The 18821-nt window shown below is 33.1% G+C and carries 11 protein-coding genes; all 11 read left to right on the forward strand.

Annotated elements, in window-relative coordinates:
- The first annotated feature begins 82 nt into the window (after positions 1 to 82).
- The 11 genes from ACN0WB_RS11345 (at position 83) to ACN0WB_RS11395 (ending at position 18709) form a co-directional block, all read left to right on the forward strand.
- Positions 83 to 1084 (forward strand): TolB family protein, encoded by a 1002-nt coding sequence (locus tag ACN0WB_RS11345; protein WP_417431866.1) that lies wholly within the window; start codon positions 83 to 85, stop codon positions 1082 to 1084.
- A gap of 307 nt (positions 1085 to 1391) precedes the next feature.
- Positions 1392 to 1835, forward strand: a complete 444-nt coding sequence (rplK, locus tag ACN0WB_RS11350; protein ID WP_417431868.1) for a 50S ribosomal protein L11 — start codon at positions 1392 to 1394, stop codon at positions 1833 to 1835.
- A gap of 12 nt (positions 1836 to 1847) precedes the next feature.
- Positions 1848 to 2537 carry a 50S ribosomal protein L1 gene (rplA, locus tag ACN0WB_RS11355; protein ID WP_417431869.1) on the forward strand — a complete coding sequence of 230 codons (690 nt, stop codon included), beginning with the start codon at positions 1848 to 1850 and terminating at the stop codon, positions 2535 to 2537.
- Between the two features lie 12 nt (positions 2538 to 2549).
- Positions 2550 to 3053: a 50S ribosomal protein L10 gene (gene rplJ, locus ACN0WB_RS11360; protein WP_417431871.1), complete on the forward strand. Its 504-nt coding sequence runs from the start codon at positions 2550 to 2552 to the stop codon at positions 3051 to 3053.
- Positions 3054 to 3121: 68 nt separating this feature from the next.
- A complete protein-coding gene (rplL, locus tag ACN0WB_RS11365; RefSeq protein WP_417431873.1) occupies positions 3122 to 3490 on the forward strand; it encodes a 50S ribosomal protein L7/L12 in 369 nt (122 codons plus the stop codon).
- 238 nt (positions 3491 to 3728) lie between these two features.
- Entirely contained in the window at positions 3729 to 4355 is a 627-nt protein-coding gene (locus ACN0WB_RS11370) for a hypothetical protein (RefSeq protein WP_417431875.1), read from the forward strand.
- A gap of 560 nt (positions 4356 to 4915) precedes the next feature.
- Positions 4916 to 9061: a PA14 domain-containing protein gene (locus ACN0WB_RS11375; protein WP_417431877.1), complete on the forward strand. Its 4146-nt coding sequence runs from the start codon at positions 4916 to 4918 to the stop codon at positions 9059 to 9061.
- Positions 9062 to 9124: 63 nt separating this feature from the next.
- Positions 9125 to 9664, forward strand: coding sequence for a hypothetical protein (locus ACN0WB_RS11380; protein WP_417431879.1), 540 nt, complete (start codon positions 9125 to 9127; stop codon positions 9662 to 9664).
- 434 nt (positions 9665 to 10098) lie between these two features.
- Complete coding sequence (rpoB, locus tag ACN0WB_RS11385; protein ID WP_417431881.1) at positions 10099 to 13926, forward strand: DNA-directed RNA polymerase subunit beta; 3828 nt, start codon at positions 10099 to 10101, stop codon at positions 13924 to 13926.
- A gap of 89 nt (positions 13927 to 14015) precedes the next feature.
- Positions 14016 to 18281: a DNA-directed RNA polymerase subunit beta' gene (gene rpoC / locus ACN0WB_RS11390; RefSeq protein WP_417431883.1), complete on the forward strand. Its 4266-nt coding sequence runs from the start codon at positions 14016 to 14018 to the stop codon at positions 18279 to 18281.
- 107 nt (positions 18282 to 18388) lie between these two features.
- Positions 18389 to 18709 (forward strand): DUF3467 domain-containing protein, encoded by a 321-nt coding sequence (locus ACN0WB_RS11395; protein WP_417431885.1) that lies wholly within the window; start codon positions 18389 to 18391, stop codon positions 18707 to 18709.
- The last annotated feature ends 112 nt before the right edge of the window (positions 18710 to 18821 follow it).

The following is an 18821-nucleotide window of genomic DNA, read 5'->3' on the forward strand; positions in this document are numbered from 1 at the left end:
AAATTAAATATTAGTTTATAATATTTTCATTTTGTTGTAGGATAGAAAAATTTAATTATATTTGTTTTTAAAATATATACCTATGAATACGAAATTTATTTTTTCTAGTTTAGTGGGAGCACTAATTTTAAATTCTTGCTCATCAACGCCGAAAATTGAAAAACTTTCGGGACCACAAGTTACAGCAAGTGCAAAAGAATTAGTTCGGATTACAGATGATGTAGTTGCAGAGTTTCAACCTACATTATCTCCCGACGGCAAAAAATTACTTTATGTTATTAGAGATGATGCAAATACAGGTTATAACAAATGGAGCATCCGATTAAAAAATGATGTAATGTTACCTGGTTTTACACCTCTAATTGGTAATAAAACAGATAGGCCAGCTTGGATTGATAATGAGAATTTTATTTTCACTTATTATGCTTCAAAACCAACCATTGCAGTTACAAGTATAAATAAGTTGGGTTTAACTTATGTAGGTCAAAATGCTTATGGAGATTTTGATGCTGATGCAAGTTTATCACCAGATGGTAAAAAAATAGTATTAACCACAACCTTACAAAACACAAGAAATATCTGTCTTGTGAATAGAGATGGAAGTAGTTTTACAGTAATTTCCGAAGGTATAAATCCTAAATGGAGCCCAAAAGGTGATAAATTATTATACACAAAATTGTCTGGAGATTATTATCAATTGTTTGAATTAGATTTAAAATCTTTCCAAAGTACCCAAATTACCACAGGAGAACAACATTCTACAAATGGCGCCTATTCTACCAACGGAAAACACATAGTTTTTATCGGCACTAAAGATAAATTTAGCCATGTATTCTTGATGAAAACCAATGGTACATCTTTAACACAGCTTACAAGCGGTAGTTCTAATGAAACGCAACCATTTTGGGGAGTAGATGGTAAAATTTATTTTGCTTCTACAGCAGGAGCGAGAATGCCAGAGAAATCTTTTAAATATGGAAATTTGTTTACAAAAACAGGTTCTAATATTACGGATCAAGAATTATCAGCATTTTCTTATCCTCATACAGATATTTGGAGATTAGAGCCACTAATTGTGGACTAATAAATTCTTTTTTAGTAATTCAAAAAGTTAGTATAGTATATTATACTAACTTTTTTTATTTTTATAATAGTAAATTCATTTTTTTAAACTTAATAATCTAAAGCATTTCCTCACAATTTAAAAGTCTAAATTTTATTTTAATTTTTTTATTAAAATTCTTTCTAAAAATCAACACAATACCACTTGCGTAATAAAAAAAAATTCTTAATTTTGCAATCCGAAATGTAAGCTTATCAGATGAGAGGTAAGTTTTAGATTTATAAATGCTTCCACATTCATAAATTATTAATTTTTTTAAAAAAATAAAATGGCTAAAAAAGTCTTTAAAATGGTGAAACTCCAGGTGAAAGGTGGCGCTGCCAATCCTTCTCCACCAGTTGGTCCCGCTTTGGGTTCTGCAGGTGTGAACATCATGGAGTTTTGTAAACAATTTAATGCAAGAACGCAAGATAAACCAGGGCAAGTTTTACCGGTTTCTATTACAGTTTACGAAGACAAATCTTTCGAATTTATTATTAAAACGCCTCCTGCTGCTATTCAGCTTTTAGAAGCGTCTAAACAAAAGAAAGGTTCTGGTGAACCCAACCGTGTGAAAGTTGGAACTGTTTCTTGGGCACAAATTCAAAAAATTGCTGAAGATAAAATGGCAGATCTTAATTGTTTTACATTAGATGCTGCATTAACTATGGTTGCAGGAACCGCAAGATCTATGGGTTTAAAAGTATCAGGAACTAAACCAACTAACGCTTAAAAACTAATAGAAATGGCAAAATTGACAAAAAAGCAAAAAGAAGCGCGTGCTAAAGTTGATGCAAATAAAATCTATAATTTAGATGAAGCATCTGCATTAGTAAAAGAAATAAATACTACAAAATTTGACGCATCAGTAGATTTAGCAGTTAGATTGGGCGTAGATCCAAGAAAAGCAAATCAAATGGTTCGTGGTGTAGTTTCTTTACCACACGGAACAGGGAAAGACGTTAAAGTTTTAGCTCTTGTTACGCCAGATAAAGAAGCAGAAGCAAAAGAAGCGGGTGCAGATTATGTAGGTTTAGATGAATATTTACAAAAAATAAAAGAGGGTTGGACTGACGTTGACGTAATCGTAACAATGCCTGCTGTTATGGGTAAATTAGGACCTTTAGGTAGAGTTTTAGGACCACGTGGTTTAATGCCTAATCCTAAATCAGGAACTGTAACAATGGAAATTGGAAAAGCTGTTGCGGAAGTAAAAGCTGGGAAAATAGATTTTAAAGTTGATAAATACGGTATCGTGCATGCGGCGATCGGAAAAGTATCTTTTGATGCACAGAAAATCAAAGAAAATGCAACGGAATTAATTCAAACTTTGAATAAATTGAAACCAACTGCGGCGAAAGGAGTTTATGTAAAAAGCATTTATATGTCTTCTACAATGAGCCCAGGAATTGCAATTGATACTAAAACAAACTAAACCTGAGAAACAATGACTAAAGAAAATAAAGTAACTGCGTTACAGGAAATAAAAGATTTGTTACAAGATGCAAAGAATGTTTATGTTGCAAACCTTAATGGTTTAAATGCGGCTGTAACTTCTGACTTTAGAAGACAAGCTTTTAAAAATAATATCAAGCTAAAAGTAGTAAAAAATACTTTACTACAAAAAGCAATGGAGCAAACAGAAGGTGTAGATTTTTCTGAAATGTTTGAAACATTTAAAGGAAACTCTGCACTATTAATTTCTGACGTTGCAAACGCACCAGCAAAATTAATTAAAACCATAAGAAAAAAAGGAGATTTTCCTTCTTTGAAATCGGCAATTTTAGATGGTACAGTTTACGTGGGTGATGAAAACCTTGAAACACTTTCAAACATTAAATCAAAAGAAGAAATGTTAGGTGAAATCATCGGTTTATTACAATCTCCAATTAGAAATGTAATAGCTGCTTTGCAAAACCAAGATAAAATGAAAGAAGAAGGCGCTGAGTAAGCTTTCTCTTTTTAAAAAATAAACTCAAAAATCAAAATAAATCGTTTAACAACAAAAACATTATCAAAATGTCAGATTTAAAAACTTTAGCGGAATCGCTAGTAAACCTAACGGTAAAAGACGTAAATGAATTAGCAACTATCCTTAAGGATGAATATGGTATTGAACCAGCTGCTGCAACAGTAGTTGCAGGTGCTGCTGCAGGTGGCGAAGCTGCTGAAGAAAAAACAGAGTTCGATGTAATCTTGAAATCTGCAGGTGCTTCAAAATTAGCTATCGTAAAATTAGTAAAAGACTTGACAGGTGCAGGTTTGAAAGAAGCTAAAGATATGGTAGATTCTGCTCCAACTGCAATTAAAGAAGGAATTCCTAAAGATGCTGCAGAAGCGTTGAAAAAACAATTAGAAGAAGCAGGTGCAGAAGTTGAATTGAAATAATTCACTTTTCACGCTTTAATTTATAAAGACTTTCTCGCAAGAGAAGGTCTTTTTTTATCATTTTATTTATATCCACGCAATTACAGATTATTAGTAATATAATTAAATATAAAAACCAGAACTTTAGTTTTCATTTTTTTAATAATTATTAAAATAGGAATAAAAGCTATATAATATTTTTTATTAATTAATTTATTTAACTAAAATAATATATCTTTGTATGTTATAGAGACAAGAGATGACCAAAAAATCATTTTTACAATTTAATAATGAAAACTTCACAAACTTAGCAATTGCAAAGTGGCTTTTTTGTGTGCTCTTTTTTCTGCCTATTTTTACCTTTGCAACTATTAAACTTACTAAAGAAAAAACTACAGATAGTTTGCAAATTTCACAATCTGCAAAATTTTATGTAAGTGGAGATATAACCATTTCGGGTCTAGAGAACATTCATCATAAAGAAGTAATTGTTCTCAAAAATGAAGTTGAACAGATTGCTAAAATTTCGGATAAAGCTTCACTTTCAGAAGAATTTAGCAAAGCTAAGCAAGAAAAAGAGACGAATGAAAAAGTGGCTGAAAAAGACGCAACAAAATATTCGAATGAACATACCGTTATAAATTTTGTTTTGCCTGCTGGTGGAAATACAGATATCAATAAGATTAGTTATAATTCCTTTTTAGCAATTGTATCTTCCAAATCTTCTTTAAAGTTTTCTCCTTTAGCTATCTTTGATTACAAAAAAAATATTGTTGTTTCAACACAACTAATTAAAAAAGAAAAAAACAATTCAAGTTTTTCCTATTTGAATCTTTACAAATATGGAATTTTCCCCCTTAGAGCACCTCCTGTTTTTTTGAGTTAAATGAGAATTTAAAGTTTGTGGTATTTTATTCTGGTTGTTTTTTTAAGCTAAATTAAAATTCTTTTAAATCTTAAAATCATTCTAGTTCGTAGATTTAAATAGTTTACTAACAAATTATTAGTTCTAAATTTTAGTAAATAATTTTAAAATAGAACTATATAATTATGCATCTTAACACAGTCTTATAACTACAAATTTTAAAACTGAATAAAAAAATAAATTTTCAACTTTCTGGATATTTTGCATTATAAGTCAATTTGCAGTGAGTTTCAAATTCAATTCAACTTAAAAAAATAAACAATTGTATGTCATTATCAAATGTGGAATGATATTAATCAGTTGTTAAATTTGAAGTAAAATAAATTTTTACTTTAGTTAATTATAACATTATATTTGCAAAAAAATTTATTCGGTTATTCATGAAGCGTTTCGGCATAAGTGTTGCATCAAAAAAATTAACAAAATTATTTTAAGGTAACGGATTATGAATGCTATTTTGAATCCGTTTATATTAAATTAAAACGGGTTTTAAACCTAATTATACACACAAATTATCAATCATGAATTTATTTTTAAAATTTAAATCTAAAAGCATAAAAAAAAGCTATCTCTTCTTATTTTTTTTATTTTTATCATTAGGATACAATATAAAAGCACAATCATTTGTTTTTGATCTTGATCAGAAAGATTTATCATTTTTAGTTGCTAATAAAACAGTTTTAATTGATACTGGAAATAGTGGTCTTAATGCAGGTTCAGTTCATAAATATGCAAATGTAATTACATTACCAGATGAAAATAATGTTTCTCACACCATATATGCAACTATCAAAATAGTTTCACTTGATAATATTACGATTAGTAATTTTGATGTTGATACAGGAGATGGAAAACAATCTTTCTTTCAACCAACAATTACAGCTACAAATCCTCCCACCCAAGGTCTTGTAACATATAGAATGGAATTTTTTGACACTGCTACAGACGAACCCATCTATTTTAAAAATTTCACTTTTAGTGGTTTAGATACTGATGGAGACAGTGGAACGGGGCGTGAACTCTATCAAATTAAAGATTATACTAACTATCAATTAGACTCTACCACAAAAATAACTGTTTCTACTGTGGGAGATTATACTCAATTTTTAAGCTCTACAGACACGCTGCCGGGAATTGAGTTTGATAATACTGCATCTTTTATGAGTGATTATGATTCACCTGTATATGCTTTAGACTTTAAATTGGGATCTACAAGTAATGTTGCAAATAGACAATTTTCTACCAAACTAGGTACACCTGCAGGAACATTTACGACACCAATAATCACTACACCCACAAAATCACAAAATGATTTACAAGTTACAAAAACATTAAATAATCTTAATCCCACGATCGGGAGTAATGTCATTTTTACCATCACAGCAAAAAATAATGGACCAACAGCGGGTACAAATGTGAGAGTTACGGATCTTTTACCTTCTGGTTACACTTATGTGAGTTCTGTGGTTCCCGGCGGAAATACTTATAATTCAACCAGTGGAGTGTGGGCAATTGGTAATTTGTCAAATGGAGCATCTGCAGTCTTAACAATTACTGGAAAAGTCATGGCAAGCGGAAACTATACGAATTATGCAGTAATAACAGGCAATCAGGAGGATACTAATTTCTTGAATAATATTGCCTACGCCGAACCCAATGCAAAATTAACCATCACGAAAACTTCGTCTCCGACAGGAAATGTGTTACCAGGAGACATTATTGATTATACGATGGTAGTTACGAATACAGGTTATTCTGATGCAAAAAATGTAACTTTAAAAGATGTTTTACCTCCAGGTTTAACTTACGTGGCAGGAACAGCACAAAAAACCTATAATGTTACTACTACATTAGCAGGAACTGCAACTAAAACTTTTTCTGGAGTTTCGGTAAATCGAAATAGCAATACCGTGCAAAATGTTGTTTTTTCTTCGGGGGATATTCCTGTGGGAGCAACGCTTACTGGTTTTCAATATAAAGTAAATGGTAACTCAGTGAGTGGTAACAGCGGTCGTAGGCGGGATGTAAGTTTAAGTGTATCATCACCAGGTGGACTTTTAAGCGAAATTGATAGAGGTAGTGATACAGATGATAATGAATTTGGAACAGCAGGTGGTAATTGGACTGCTGATGTTGGAAGAACAATTACTTCTGCTTCAGGTAGCGCAGTCGGTACTTATGCGTTTACATTTTATGATTCTAGAACGAATGGTTCAAACCCGCATCAAAATAATATTAGTGGTTCTATTACTATAAATTATACTTATTTGGCAGATGTTACCACTGCAAATGCAGCCAATGCTCCACAAAATATGGTCATTACAGGAGATGGTGTTATTTTACAACCGGGAAAAACACTTACCGTAACTTTTAAAGCTTTGGTTGGTAATACGGCAGTGGGTTCTGTTGCAAATACAGCTACTGCAGCAGCAGACAACGTTACGGGAACTGTTTCAGCCACCGCAACTAATTTTGTTATTAATCCATGTAAAGACGGAGCAAGTACAGACGGAACATCAACAGCAACTGACAGCGACGGTGATGGATTCAATGATATTTGTGATTTAGATGATGATAATGATGGAATTTTGGATGTTGATGAAGGAGCAGCTTTGCTTGTTCATCGTAGTCTAAGTTATGAGTTTTATAACACAAATTCTGGAAATAATGTAGATAATATACCAACTACAGGTGCAACAAAAACAGGCGTCATTTCAAACTTTGATGTGACTGCATTGGCAAATTCAATAACTCCTGTTGATTTAAATACTTTTAGTGTGCGATATACAGGATATATTAATATTCAAAAAGCAGGCAGTTATACTTTTTATACTACTTCTGACGATGGTTCAAAACTTTTCATTGACGGCACACAAGTAGTGGATAATAATGGTTTGCACGGTTCAAAAGAAGAACAGGGAACAGTTTCATTAACAGTGGGTTTTCATGCAATTAGAGTATTATTTTTCGAAAATACGGGGGGACAACTTTTAGAAGTTAGATATTCGTCCGCTGCTGCAGGAATTGCAAAAACCGAAATTCCTTTTACTCAACTTTACACCGGAACATATACCGATACTGATAATGATGGTATTCCAGATTATTTAGATTTAGATTCAGATAATGACGGATGTTTAGATGCTATAGAAGGAGATGAAAACGTACTTCCTTCTCAATTGGTCAATGCAGCTTCTTTGTTAAATGTAGGAACAGGTTCTACTGCTTCTAAACAAAATTTGTGTACAAGTGGTAGTTGTGTCGATACAGATGGCGTTCCGACTAGAGTAAATTCAGGAGGTTCTGCAGATATTGGCGGAGATAAAGGACAAGGATTTGGATCTTCAAGAAATGCAGCGATAAATACGTGTATTGATTCTGATGGAGATGGTTATCCTGATGACATTGATATGGATTCAGATAATGATGGGATTTTGGATATTGATGAGTTGTTTCAATGTACATTAGTTCCTTCAACGAATTCTGCTGCTGTTAATATTGTAGATGGTAATACTCAAAGTTTAACATTATCTGGAGAAAAAGGATTTGGATTTGATGTCGTTCTCTTAGATAATAGTTTTAATATTACAATCAATGGCACACAATTAGCCATAAATGGTACCGCTCCTTATCCAAATGATTTTAACTTTCAATCGCCTCACAATGTTCAGTTTGTTGGCGGAGATAAGTATGGGGTAAATCCAATACCAAATATTTATTCATTTGCTGAAGCTAATCCCGCGACACCTTTAATACGTTTTCTTTATAATGCGAATGATAAAACCCTGCAAATGTTCGGAAGTAAAACCTTAAATGGTACACTGCAACCCATGGAATTGATTGCTGGTTTAACCCTTAATACCGTAACTTGGAACCGCTCTTCGAATAATATTATAACTATTGGTCAAGCTGTAGTTGGTCCTACAAATCTTAAAGGAACAATGTACGGAGTCAATTTAGTAAAACCATGTACTAATGTTGATACAGATGGAGATGGAATTCCAGATCATTTAGATACAGATGCAGATGGAGATGGTTGTGCAGATGCCATAGAAGGTACGGAAAACGTGAAAAAAAGTCAAATTTACCCTTTAAATTTACAAGCAACCGATCCTAACTACAAATTTAGAGGACAGATAAAAGTAATTTATGACGGTGTCACAACAGGAACATCTGCAGGAGTAATAAGCACTTCTACTAATGCTTCAGGTGTTCCACAATTGGTAAATAATGCGGGAAATAATTATAATGCAACCACAAATCCTTCCAATTTAGCTGGAGTTGCAGATAATACAGATTCACCAACACCAACTTCAGAAATTGGTCAAGGCGCAGGAAACTCTGCAAATGCAACAATTAATGATTGTATCTGTTATAAGTCAGCAAATCTCGGAGGACCTGGATCAGATTCAAAAGTAGGAATAACGCTTTTGCAGAGAGCGGGATCAAATAATGGAAACTGGCCCATGATAAGAAAATCTGCACTTACCGTTTTAGAATCTAATACCAAAGGTTTTGTGATTACAAGATTAACCACCACGCAAATTACCAATTTAGTTTCCCCACAAAAGGGAATGATGGTTTACGATACCGTGGCTAAATGTTTGAAATTATATAATGGCACAACATGGAGTTGTTTCAGTACACCAAGTTGTCCTGATGTTTTATAAATTGAAACAGAAATATTTATTATAAAATATTTTCTAAATCAATTTAATTTAAACTTTTAAAAAATGAAAAAGACAATATCAGTAGTATTTTTAGGAATTATGACGATGGCGAATGCACAAGTCATTATAGGAGATAATATCGGAACAGCCGCTACTAAAACATCTGTTTTATTAGAATTTGCTGCAGGACAAAACAAGGGAATTATTCTTCCATATGTTAGAACACTTCCTACTTCACCCACAGAAGGAACTTTAATTCTGGATGCAACAACAGCATCCACTGCAAGAGTGAAATATTACAACGGAACATGGAAAGATTTGAGTGGACAAAACGCAGATATTACTTCCGCTTTAGCCAATCAACCTACAGGAATAACAGAAAGCTCCACATCGAAAGCGGTGATCGGTGCAAATACTTCTTCCGCAGATGGCGTTCTAGTTTTAGAATCTACCACAAAAGCAATGGTTCTTCCACAAGTAAATGATGTACAAGACATAGTCAATCCATCACCCGGAATGATTGTTTACGTTAATAAAACAAACGCAAATCTTTTCGCGGTTTTCAACGGTAGTAAATGGAGTTTTTGGGAGCCAACTCCTTAACGCAACTTTTCGAACTAAATATTTTTTAGTAAGTATCCTTTGGTTTAATTAAATATTTTTGTAAATTTGCACTCCTGTTTGAAGCCTATACATATCTTAATTATTGAAAATCAATAACATACTCTTTTAATTAATTAAAAGGGATTTTGTGTTTTTAGTAATTCTCTTATTTAAAAGCTTCTTTCAGAAAAAATATTTTGCACTACTCCGTGAAAAGATATACCGGTGTTGCAGTTAGGAATTTAGATCATAGATTTAAAGATTAGAGACAAGAGACAAATAGATTTCGCAATCAGAGATTGGCTTCAAACACCTTCAAAATCTCTATAAAGTAGAAATTTAAAAGTCTCAAATCTCATTTCTCACAATATCAAATCTAGATTACCTGATATTTTTTAAAATCAAAATATTTTTTAACCCTTCTTAAAAATTTTATGAGTAAATCTAAAGCAGTCGCTAAAACTCAGGAAACAGAAAGAATTAATTTTTCCACAGCAAAAGGAAAAATTGAAATGCCTGATTTTTTGGACATTCAGATCCAGTCCTTCAAAGAATTTTTTCAACTGGACACACTTCCAGAGCAAAGAATGAACGAAAGTCTTTACAAAACCTTTGAAGAAAACTTTCCAATTACCGATTCTAGAAACAATTTTGTTTTAGAGTTTTTGGATTATTTGGTAGATTCTCCACGATATTCTATCGATGAATGTGTAGAGCGTGGTTTAACCTACAATGTGCCGTTAAAAGCACGATTAAAATTATACTGTACAGATCCGGAACACGAAGATTTCCAAACTGTTGTACAAGACGTGTATTTGGGACCAATTCCTTATATGACGCCTTCTGGATCATTCATTATCAATGGAGCAGAACGTGTTATTGTAACACAATTACACAGATCTCCGGGGGTGTTTTTCGGGCAAACTTATCACGCAAATGGTACAAAATTGTATTATTCTAGAATTATTCCTTTTAAAGGATCTTGGATGGAATTTACAACCGATATCAATAGTGTGATGTACGCTTATATTGATAGAAAGAAAAAATTACCTTTAACAACGCTTTTACGTGCAATTGGTTATGAATCTGATAAAGATATTCTTCAGATTTTTGATCTTGCTGAAGAAATTAAAGTTTCTAAAGCAGCACTTAAAAAAGTAGAAGGTAGAACTTTAGCCGCGAGAGTTTTGAACACTTGGTTTGAAGATTTCGTTGATGAAGATACAGGTGAAGTAGTTTCTATCGAAAGAAATGAAATTATCTTAGACCGTGAAACTATTTTAGATAAAGAACATTTGGATCTAATTTTAGATTCTGGTGTTAAAACTATTTTAATTCACAAAGAAAATTCTAACGAGTTTTCTATTATTCAAAATACATTACAAAAAGATCCAACCAATTCTGAAAAAGAAGCGGTGGAATATATCTACAGACAATTAAGAAACGCAGATCCACCCGATGAAGAAACGGCACGTGGAATTATTGAAAAATTATTCTTCTCAGAGCAACGTTATTCTTTAGGTGAAGTTGGTCGTTATAGATTAAATAAAAAATTAAATCTAAAAATTGACGAAGACAAGCAAGTTTTAACCAAAGATGATATCATTGCAATTGTAAGATATTTAATTCAATTGGTAAATTCTAAAGCGGAAGTAGATGATATTGATCACTTATCAAACCGTAGAATTAAAACTGTTGGTGAACAACTTTCTGGTCAGTTTGGTGTTGGTTTATCTAGAATCGCACGTACGATTAAAGAAAGAATGAACGTTCGAGATAATGAAATATTTACTCCTACAGATTTAGTAAATGCCAAAACTTTAACTTCTGTAATTAATTCCTTCTTTGGAACAAATCAGTTGTCTCAGTTTATGGATCAAACCAATCCACTTTCTGAAATCACTCACAAAAGAAGACTTTCCGCACTAGGACCTGGTGGACTTTCCCGTGAAAGAGCAGGTTTTGAAGTACGTGATGTGCACCATACACACTACGGAAGAATTTGTCCGATAGAAACCCCAGAAGGACCAAACATTGGTTTGATTTCTTCATTAGGTATTTATGCGAAAATTAATAATCTTGGTTTCATTGAAACGCCTTATAGAAAAGTAACAAACGGTAAAGTAGAATTAAATACTGCACCAATTTTTTTAAATGCGGAAGATGAAGAAGATAAAGTAATTGCGCAAGCGAATGTGGAAATGAAAGACGACGGAACAATTTCTACAGACAGAGTTATTGCACGCTTAGATGGAGATTATCCAGTTGTTGAACCAGATCAAGTTGATTTAATTGATGTTGCACCAAACCAAATTTCTGGTATTTCGGCTTCATTAATTACTTTCTTAGAGCATGATGATGCGAATAGAGCATTAATGGGTTCAAATATGATGCGTCAAGCGGTTCCATTACTAAGACCACAAGCTCCTATTGTTGGAACTGGTCTTGAGCAACAAGTAGCAAAAGATTCAAGAGTCTTAATTAATGCAGAAGGAAATGGAGTTGTAGAATATGTTGATGCTAATAAAATTACCATTAAATATGAATCTACTGAAAATCAAGATTTAGTAAGCTTTGATACTTCTACAAAATCTTATAAATTAACTAAATTCCGTAAAACCAATCAAGGAACAACTATTACTTTGAGACCTAATGTAAGAGTTGGTGATCATGTTGTAAAAGGACAAGTTCTATGTGATGGTTATGCTACAGAAAAAGGTGAATTGGCTTTAGGTAGAAATTTAAAAGTAGCTTTTATGCCTTGGAAAGGGTATAATTTTGAGGATGCAATCGTAATTAATGAAAAAGTAGTTCGAGAAGATTGGTTTACATCAATCCATATAGATGAATATTCTTTGGAAGTTAGAGACACGAAATTGGGTATGGAAGAATTAACTTCTGATATTCCAAACGTTTCTGAAGAAGCAACTAAAGATTTGGATGAAAATGGAATGATCCGAATTGGAGCAGATGTAAAACCTGGAGATATCTTAATCGGGAAAATTACTCCAAAAGGTGAATCTGATCCTACACCGGAAGAAAAATTACTTCGTGCAATCTTTGGAGATAAAGCCGGTGATGTGAAAGATGCGTCGCTAAAAGCAGATTCTTCATTACGAGGTGTGGTAATTAATAAAAAATTATTCTCTCGTAATATTAAAGATAAAAAGAAAAGATCGGAAGAAAAATTAAAACTTGAAGAAATCGAAAATGCTTTTAAAGTAAAATTCGATGATTTAAGAAACGTTTTACTAGAGAAATTAAACACTTTAGTAAGCGGTAAAACTTCACAAGGAGTTACTAACGATTTAGATGAAGAAGTTCTTGGTAAAGGCGTAAAATTCACACAGAAATTACTTTCAAGTGTGGAAGATTATGTTAATATTAGTGGAGCAAACTGGACTGTAGATGCAGATAGAAATGATTTAATTAAACAATTAATTCACAACTATAAAATCAAGCATAATGAATTACAAGGGGTGAAAAATCGTGAGAAATTTGCGATTTCCATCGGTGATGAATTACCAGTTGGAATTATGAAATTGGCTAAAGTTTACATCGCTAAAAAACGTAAATTAAATGTAGGTGATAAAATGGCAGGTCGTCACGGTAATAAAGGAATTGTTTCTAGAATTGTACGTGAAGAAGATATGCCATTCTTAGAAGATGGAACTCCAGTTGATATTGTTCTTAATCCACTTGGTGTACCTTCTCGTATGAATATCGGTCAGATTTATGAAACCGTTTTAGGATGGGCAGGTCAAACATTAGGTTTAAAATTTGCAACACCAATTTTTGATGGAGCTAATTTAGAGCAGATTACAGAATACACAGATCAAGCAGGTTTACCAAAATTTGGTAGCACTTATCTTTATGATGGTGGAACCGGTGAGAAATTTGCGCAACCAGCAACAGTAGGTATTATTTACATGTTGAAATTAGGACACATGGTAGATGATAAAATGCATGCACGTTCAATCGGACCTTATTCACTAATTACGCAGCAACCTTTAGGTGGTAAAGCACAATTTGGTGGACAAAGATTTGGTGAGATGGAAGTTTGGGCACTCGAAGCTTTCGGTGCATCAAATATTTTGAGAGAAATCTTAACCGTGAAATCTGATGATGTGATTGGAAGAGCGAAAACTTACGAAGCCATCGCAAAAGGTGAAGCAATGCCAGAACCTGGTATTCCGGAATCCTTCAACGTGTTACTTCATGAGTTACAAGGTCTTGGTTTAGATATAAGACTGGAGGAATAGACAAGAGAATTTAGAAATAGATTGGAAGTTTTTAAAGTTTCCAGTCTCAAATCTCAAATCTCAAATCTTTTAATCTAAAAAATATAAAAATGTCAAATAAAAATAAAACAAGTAATTTTAGTAAAATCAGTATTGGTTTAGCTTCTCCAGAATCTATCTTACAAGATTCTAGAGGTGAAGTTTTAAAACCAGAAACGATTAACTATAGAACGCACAAACCTGAACGTGACGGTCTTTTCTGCGAGAAAATTTTTGGTCCAGTAAAGGATTATGAATGTGCTTGTGGAAAATACAAAAGAATTCGTTACAAGGGAATTGTTTGTGATCGTTGTGGTGTAGAAGTAACAGAGAAAAAAGTACGAAGAGAAAGAATTGGGCACATCAGTTTGGTAGTTCCAGTTGCTCACATCTGGTATTTCCGTTCTTTACCAAATAAAATTGGATATCTTTTAGGATTGCCGTCCAAGAAATTGGATATGATCATCTATTACGAAAGATATGTCGTAATCCAGCAAGGTATTGCAAAGCAAGCCGATGGTTCAGATTTCGAAGAGATGCAGTTCTTAACGGAAGAAGAATATTTAGATGTTTTGGAAACTTTACCACAAGAAAATCAATATTTGGATGATAATGATCCAAATAAATTCTTGGCAAAAATGGGTGCAGAAGCAGTAGAAGAATTATTAAAAAGAATAGATTTAGATTCTCTTTCTTTTGATCTTCGCCACAAAGCGCACAACGAGTCTTCTAAACAAAGAAGAACCGAAGCCTTAAAAAGATTAAATGTTGTTGAAGCCTTAAGAGGCGCAAACACCAGAATGATCAATAAAGCTGAGTGGATGATTATGCGCGTTTTGCCTGTAATTCCACCAGAATTGAGACCTTTAGTTCCATTAGATGGAGGTCGTTTTGCGACTTCTGATTTGAATGATCTTTACCGTAGAGTAATTATCAGAAACAACCGTCTTAAAAGATTGTTGGAAATTAAAGCACCGGAAGTTATCTTAAGAAATGAAAAAAGAATGCTACAGGAATCTGTAGATTCATTATTCGATAATACAAGAAAATCATCTGCTGTAAAATCTGAATCTAACAGACCATTAAAATCTCTTTCAGATTCATTGAAAGGAAAACAAGGTCGTTTTCGTCAGAATTTATTAGGAAAACGTGTAGATTATTCAGCGCGTTCGGTAATTGTTGTAGGGCCAAACTTGAAACTTCACGAATGTGGAATTCCAAAAGATATGGCTGCAGAACTTTACAAACCGTTTATCATTAGAAAACTAATTGAAAGAGGAATTGTAAAAACCGTAAAATCTGCCAAAAGAATTATTGATAGAAAAGAACCAGTTGTTTATGATATTTTGGAAGGCGTATTAAAAGGTCATCCAGTATTATTAAACAGAGCGCCTACTTTACACAGATTGGGGATTCAAGCGTTTCAACCAAAAATGATTGAAGGAAAAGCAATACAATTGCACCCTTTAGTTACAACGGCATTTAATGCGGATTTTGATGGTGATCAAATGGCGGTACATCTACCTTTGGGTCCAGAAGCTATTTTAGAAGCACAACTTTTAATGTTGGGTTCTCAAAATATTTTGAATCCAGCCAATGGTTCGCCGATTACCGTTCCTTCTCAGGATATGGTTTTGGGTCTCTATTTTATGACTAAAGAATTATCTTCAACTGATGATATGAAAGTAAAAGGCGAAGGTCTTGCTTTTTATTCCCCAGAAGAAGTAGAAATTGCTTATGCTGAAAAACAAGTTTCACTTAATGCAAAAGTAAGATGTAGAGTTCCTGTTAAAGAAAATGGCGAATTGGTCATTAAATTAACAGAAACAACTGTTGGTAGAATTTTATTTAATCAAATTGTTCCAAAAAGTGTAGGATTTATAAATGAACTTTTAACCAAAAGATCATTAAGAAATATTATCGGAAGAATCTTAGACGAAACAGATTTTCCAACTACAGTATTATTTTTGGATGCTATGAAAGATTTGGGTTACGCAAATGCATTTAAAGGTGGTCTTTCCTTTAGTTTAGGTGATATTGCAATTCCTGATGAGAAAAAAGGAATGATTGCAACGGCAGTAGAAAATGTAGATGAAATTAAAGCCAATTACAACATGGGTTTAATTACAGATACAGAACGTTACAACCAAGTAATTGATGTTTGGACCAATACAAACGCAGGATTAACCGAAATGATTATGAGCAGAATGAAAACCGATCAAGGTGGATTTAATTCTGTTTATATGATGTTAGATTCTGGTGCGCGTGGATCGAAAGAGCAAATTCGTCAATTATCTGGAATGCGTGGATTAATGGCTAAACCTCAAAAAGCAGGTGCAGGTGGTGCAGAAATTATTGAGAATCCAATTGTGGCCAACTTTAAGGAAGGTTTATCAATTTTGGAATATTTTATTTCTACCCACGGTGCGCGTAAAGGTCTTGCAGATACTGCGTTAAAAACTGCCGATGCAGGATATTTAACAAGAAGATTGGTAGATGTTGCACAAGATGTAATTATTACTGAGCAAGATTGTGGTACTTTAAGAGGTACAGAAATAACTGCTTTGAAGAAAAATGATGACATTGTTGAGAAAATTTCTGAAAGAATTTTAGGTAGAGTTTCTCTTCATGATATTTATGATCCAGAAACTGATGAGTTAATTGTACATGCAGATGATTTAATTAATGAAACTTTAGCAAAAGCAGTTGAAGAAGCTCATATTGAAGTAGTAGAAGTTCGTTCTCCATTAACTTGTGAAACTGCAAAAGGTATTTGTGCCAAATGTTATGGTAGAAATTTAGCCACAGGAAAACCAATTCATATGGGAGAAGCAGTGGGTGTAATTGCTGCTCAATCCATCGGTGAACCAGGAACTCAGTTAACATTGAGAACTTTCCACCAAGGTGGAACAGCAGGAAATATTACAGAAAATCCAAGTATTGTTGCCCGAAGAGACGGTATCGTAGAAATGGATGAAGCAAGAACAGTAACTTCAGAAGACGAAAATGGTAAAAAAGCGGAAGTTTTAGTATCACGTTCTACTGAATTTAGATTGGTTGCCGATAATGAATTGAGAACGCCTTTAATGGTGGCAAATATTCCTTATGGTTCAGTTTTATCTGTAAAACCTGGAGATAAAGTTAAAAAAGGAGACCTTATTGCGAAATGGGATCCTTATAACGCGGTAATTATTGCAGAATCTGCTGGTAAAGTAGAGTATGAAGACATTATCCAAGGTGTTTCATTCTCATTAGAAATTGATGAACAAACAGGTTTCGAGGAGAAAGTAATTTCAGAATCCAGAAATAAAAAATCTGTCCCTACTTTGAAAGTAATGGATGGAAAAGGTGAAGAAATTAAAGCTTATAACCTTCCGGTTGGAGCACACATTATGGTAAATGATGGAGAGAAAATCAAGGCAGGTAAAGTCATGATTAAAATTCCTCGTAAATCCGCTAAATCTGGTGATATTACCGGTGGTTTACCAAGAGTTACCGAGTTATTTGAAGCAAGAAATCCTTCTAATCCAGCGGTTGTAACAGAAATCGACGGTGTGGTTTCTTACGGAAAAATCAAAAGAGGTAACCGTGAATTAATTGTTGAAGCAAAAACTGGGGAAATCAGAAAATATTTGGTTAAATTATCAAATCAAATTTTGGTTCAGGAAAATGACTTTGTACGCGCAGGAACGCCATTATCCAATGGTTCTGTAACACCAGATGATATCCTTAAAATTAAAGGCCCAACTGCGGTTCAAGAATATTTAGTTAATGAAATCCAAGAAGTTTACAGACTTCAAGGAGTGAAAATTGACGATAAACATTTTGAAATTATCGTACGCCAAATGATGACTAAAGTTGCTGTTGTAGACGGAGGAGATACTCAGTTTTTAGAAAATGCATTAGAGCATAAATATGATTTCTTAGTAGAAAATAATCGTGTTTTTGGTTTGAAAGTAGTAACAGAAGCAGGTGATTCTAAAGAATTTAAACCTGGTCAAATGATTACAACCAAAGAATTGAGAGATGAAAATTCCAAACTAAGACGTGAAGATTTAGCTTTAATAGAAGTGCGGGATGCACTTCCTGCAACGGCAACTCCTGTTTTGCAAGGTATTACAAGAGCAGCTCTACAAACGAAATCTTTCATGTCTGCTGCATCCTTCCAAGAAACTACAAAAGTTTTAAATGAAGCAGCGGTTTCTGGTAAAATAGATTACTTAACTGGTCTGAAAGAAAATGTGATCGTTGGTCACAGAATTCCAGCTGGTACAGGTTTAACCGAATACCAAAACATCATTGTAGGTTCTAATAAAGAATTCGAAGATTTAAACTAAATCTAGAATGGTTTGAAATTGTTTGAAAGGTTTAATTTTTCTTAAACTTTTCAAACATTCTCAAACGAAATCAAATAATATTTAACTTTAAAATAATAAACAGAAAAATGGACAATAATCAAAACCAAAATCAAGATCAAGATCCAAACAACATCAATATTAATCTTAATGAAATGATTGCTCAAGGAGTTTACTGCAACTTAGCTTTAGTAAACCATTCTCCTTCAGAATTTGTTGTAGATTTTATCCAATTAATGCCCGGAGTTCAACAAGCAAATGTAAGATCAAGAGTAATTCTTGCACCTTTACATGCCAAAAGAGTTATGGCAGCTTTGCAACAAAATATTAAAAATTATGAGCAACAATTTGGTGAAATAAAAGAATTAGAGCCTTTCGTTGTTGGTCAAAACAACAACGTACAAGCTTAATATTTTTTTAAAATATTTTCTTTAATACCATTGCAATTTTTGCGGTGGTATTTTTTTTCTACATATTTAAATTTTAATAGAAAATATATTTAACTTAGCTGAAAATTATTAA

This window comes from Halpernia sp. (genome assembly GCF_048269545.1).
Classification (GTDB): domain Bacteria; phylum Bacteroidota; class Bacteroidia; order Flavobacteriales; family Weeksellaceae; genus Halpernia.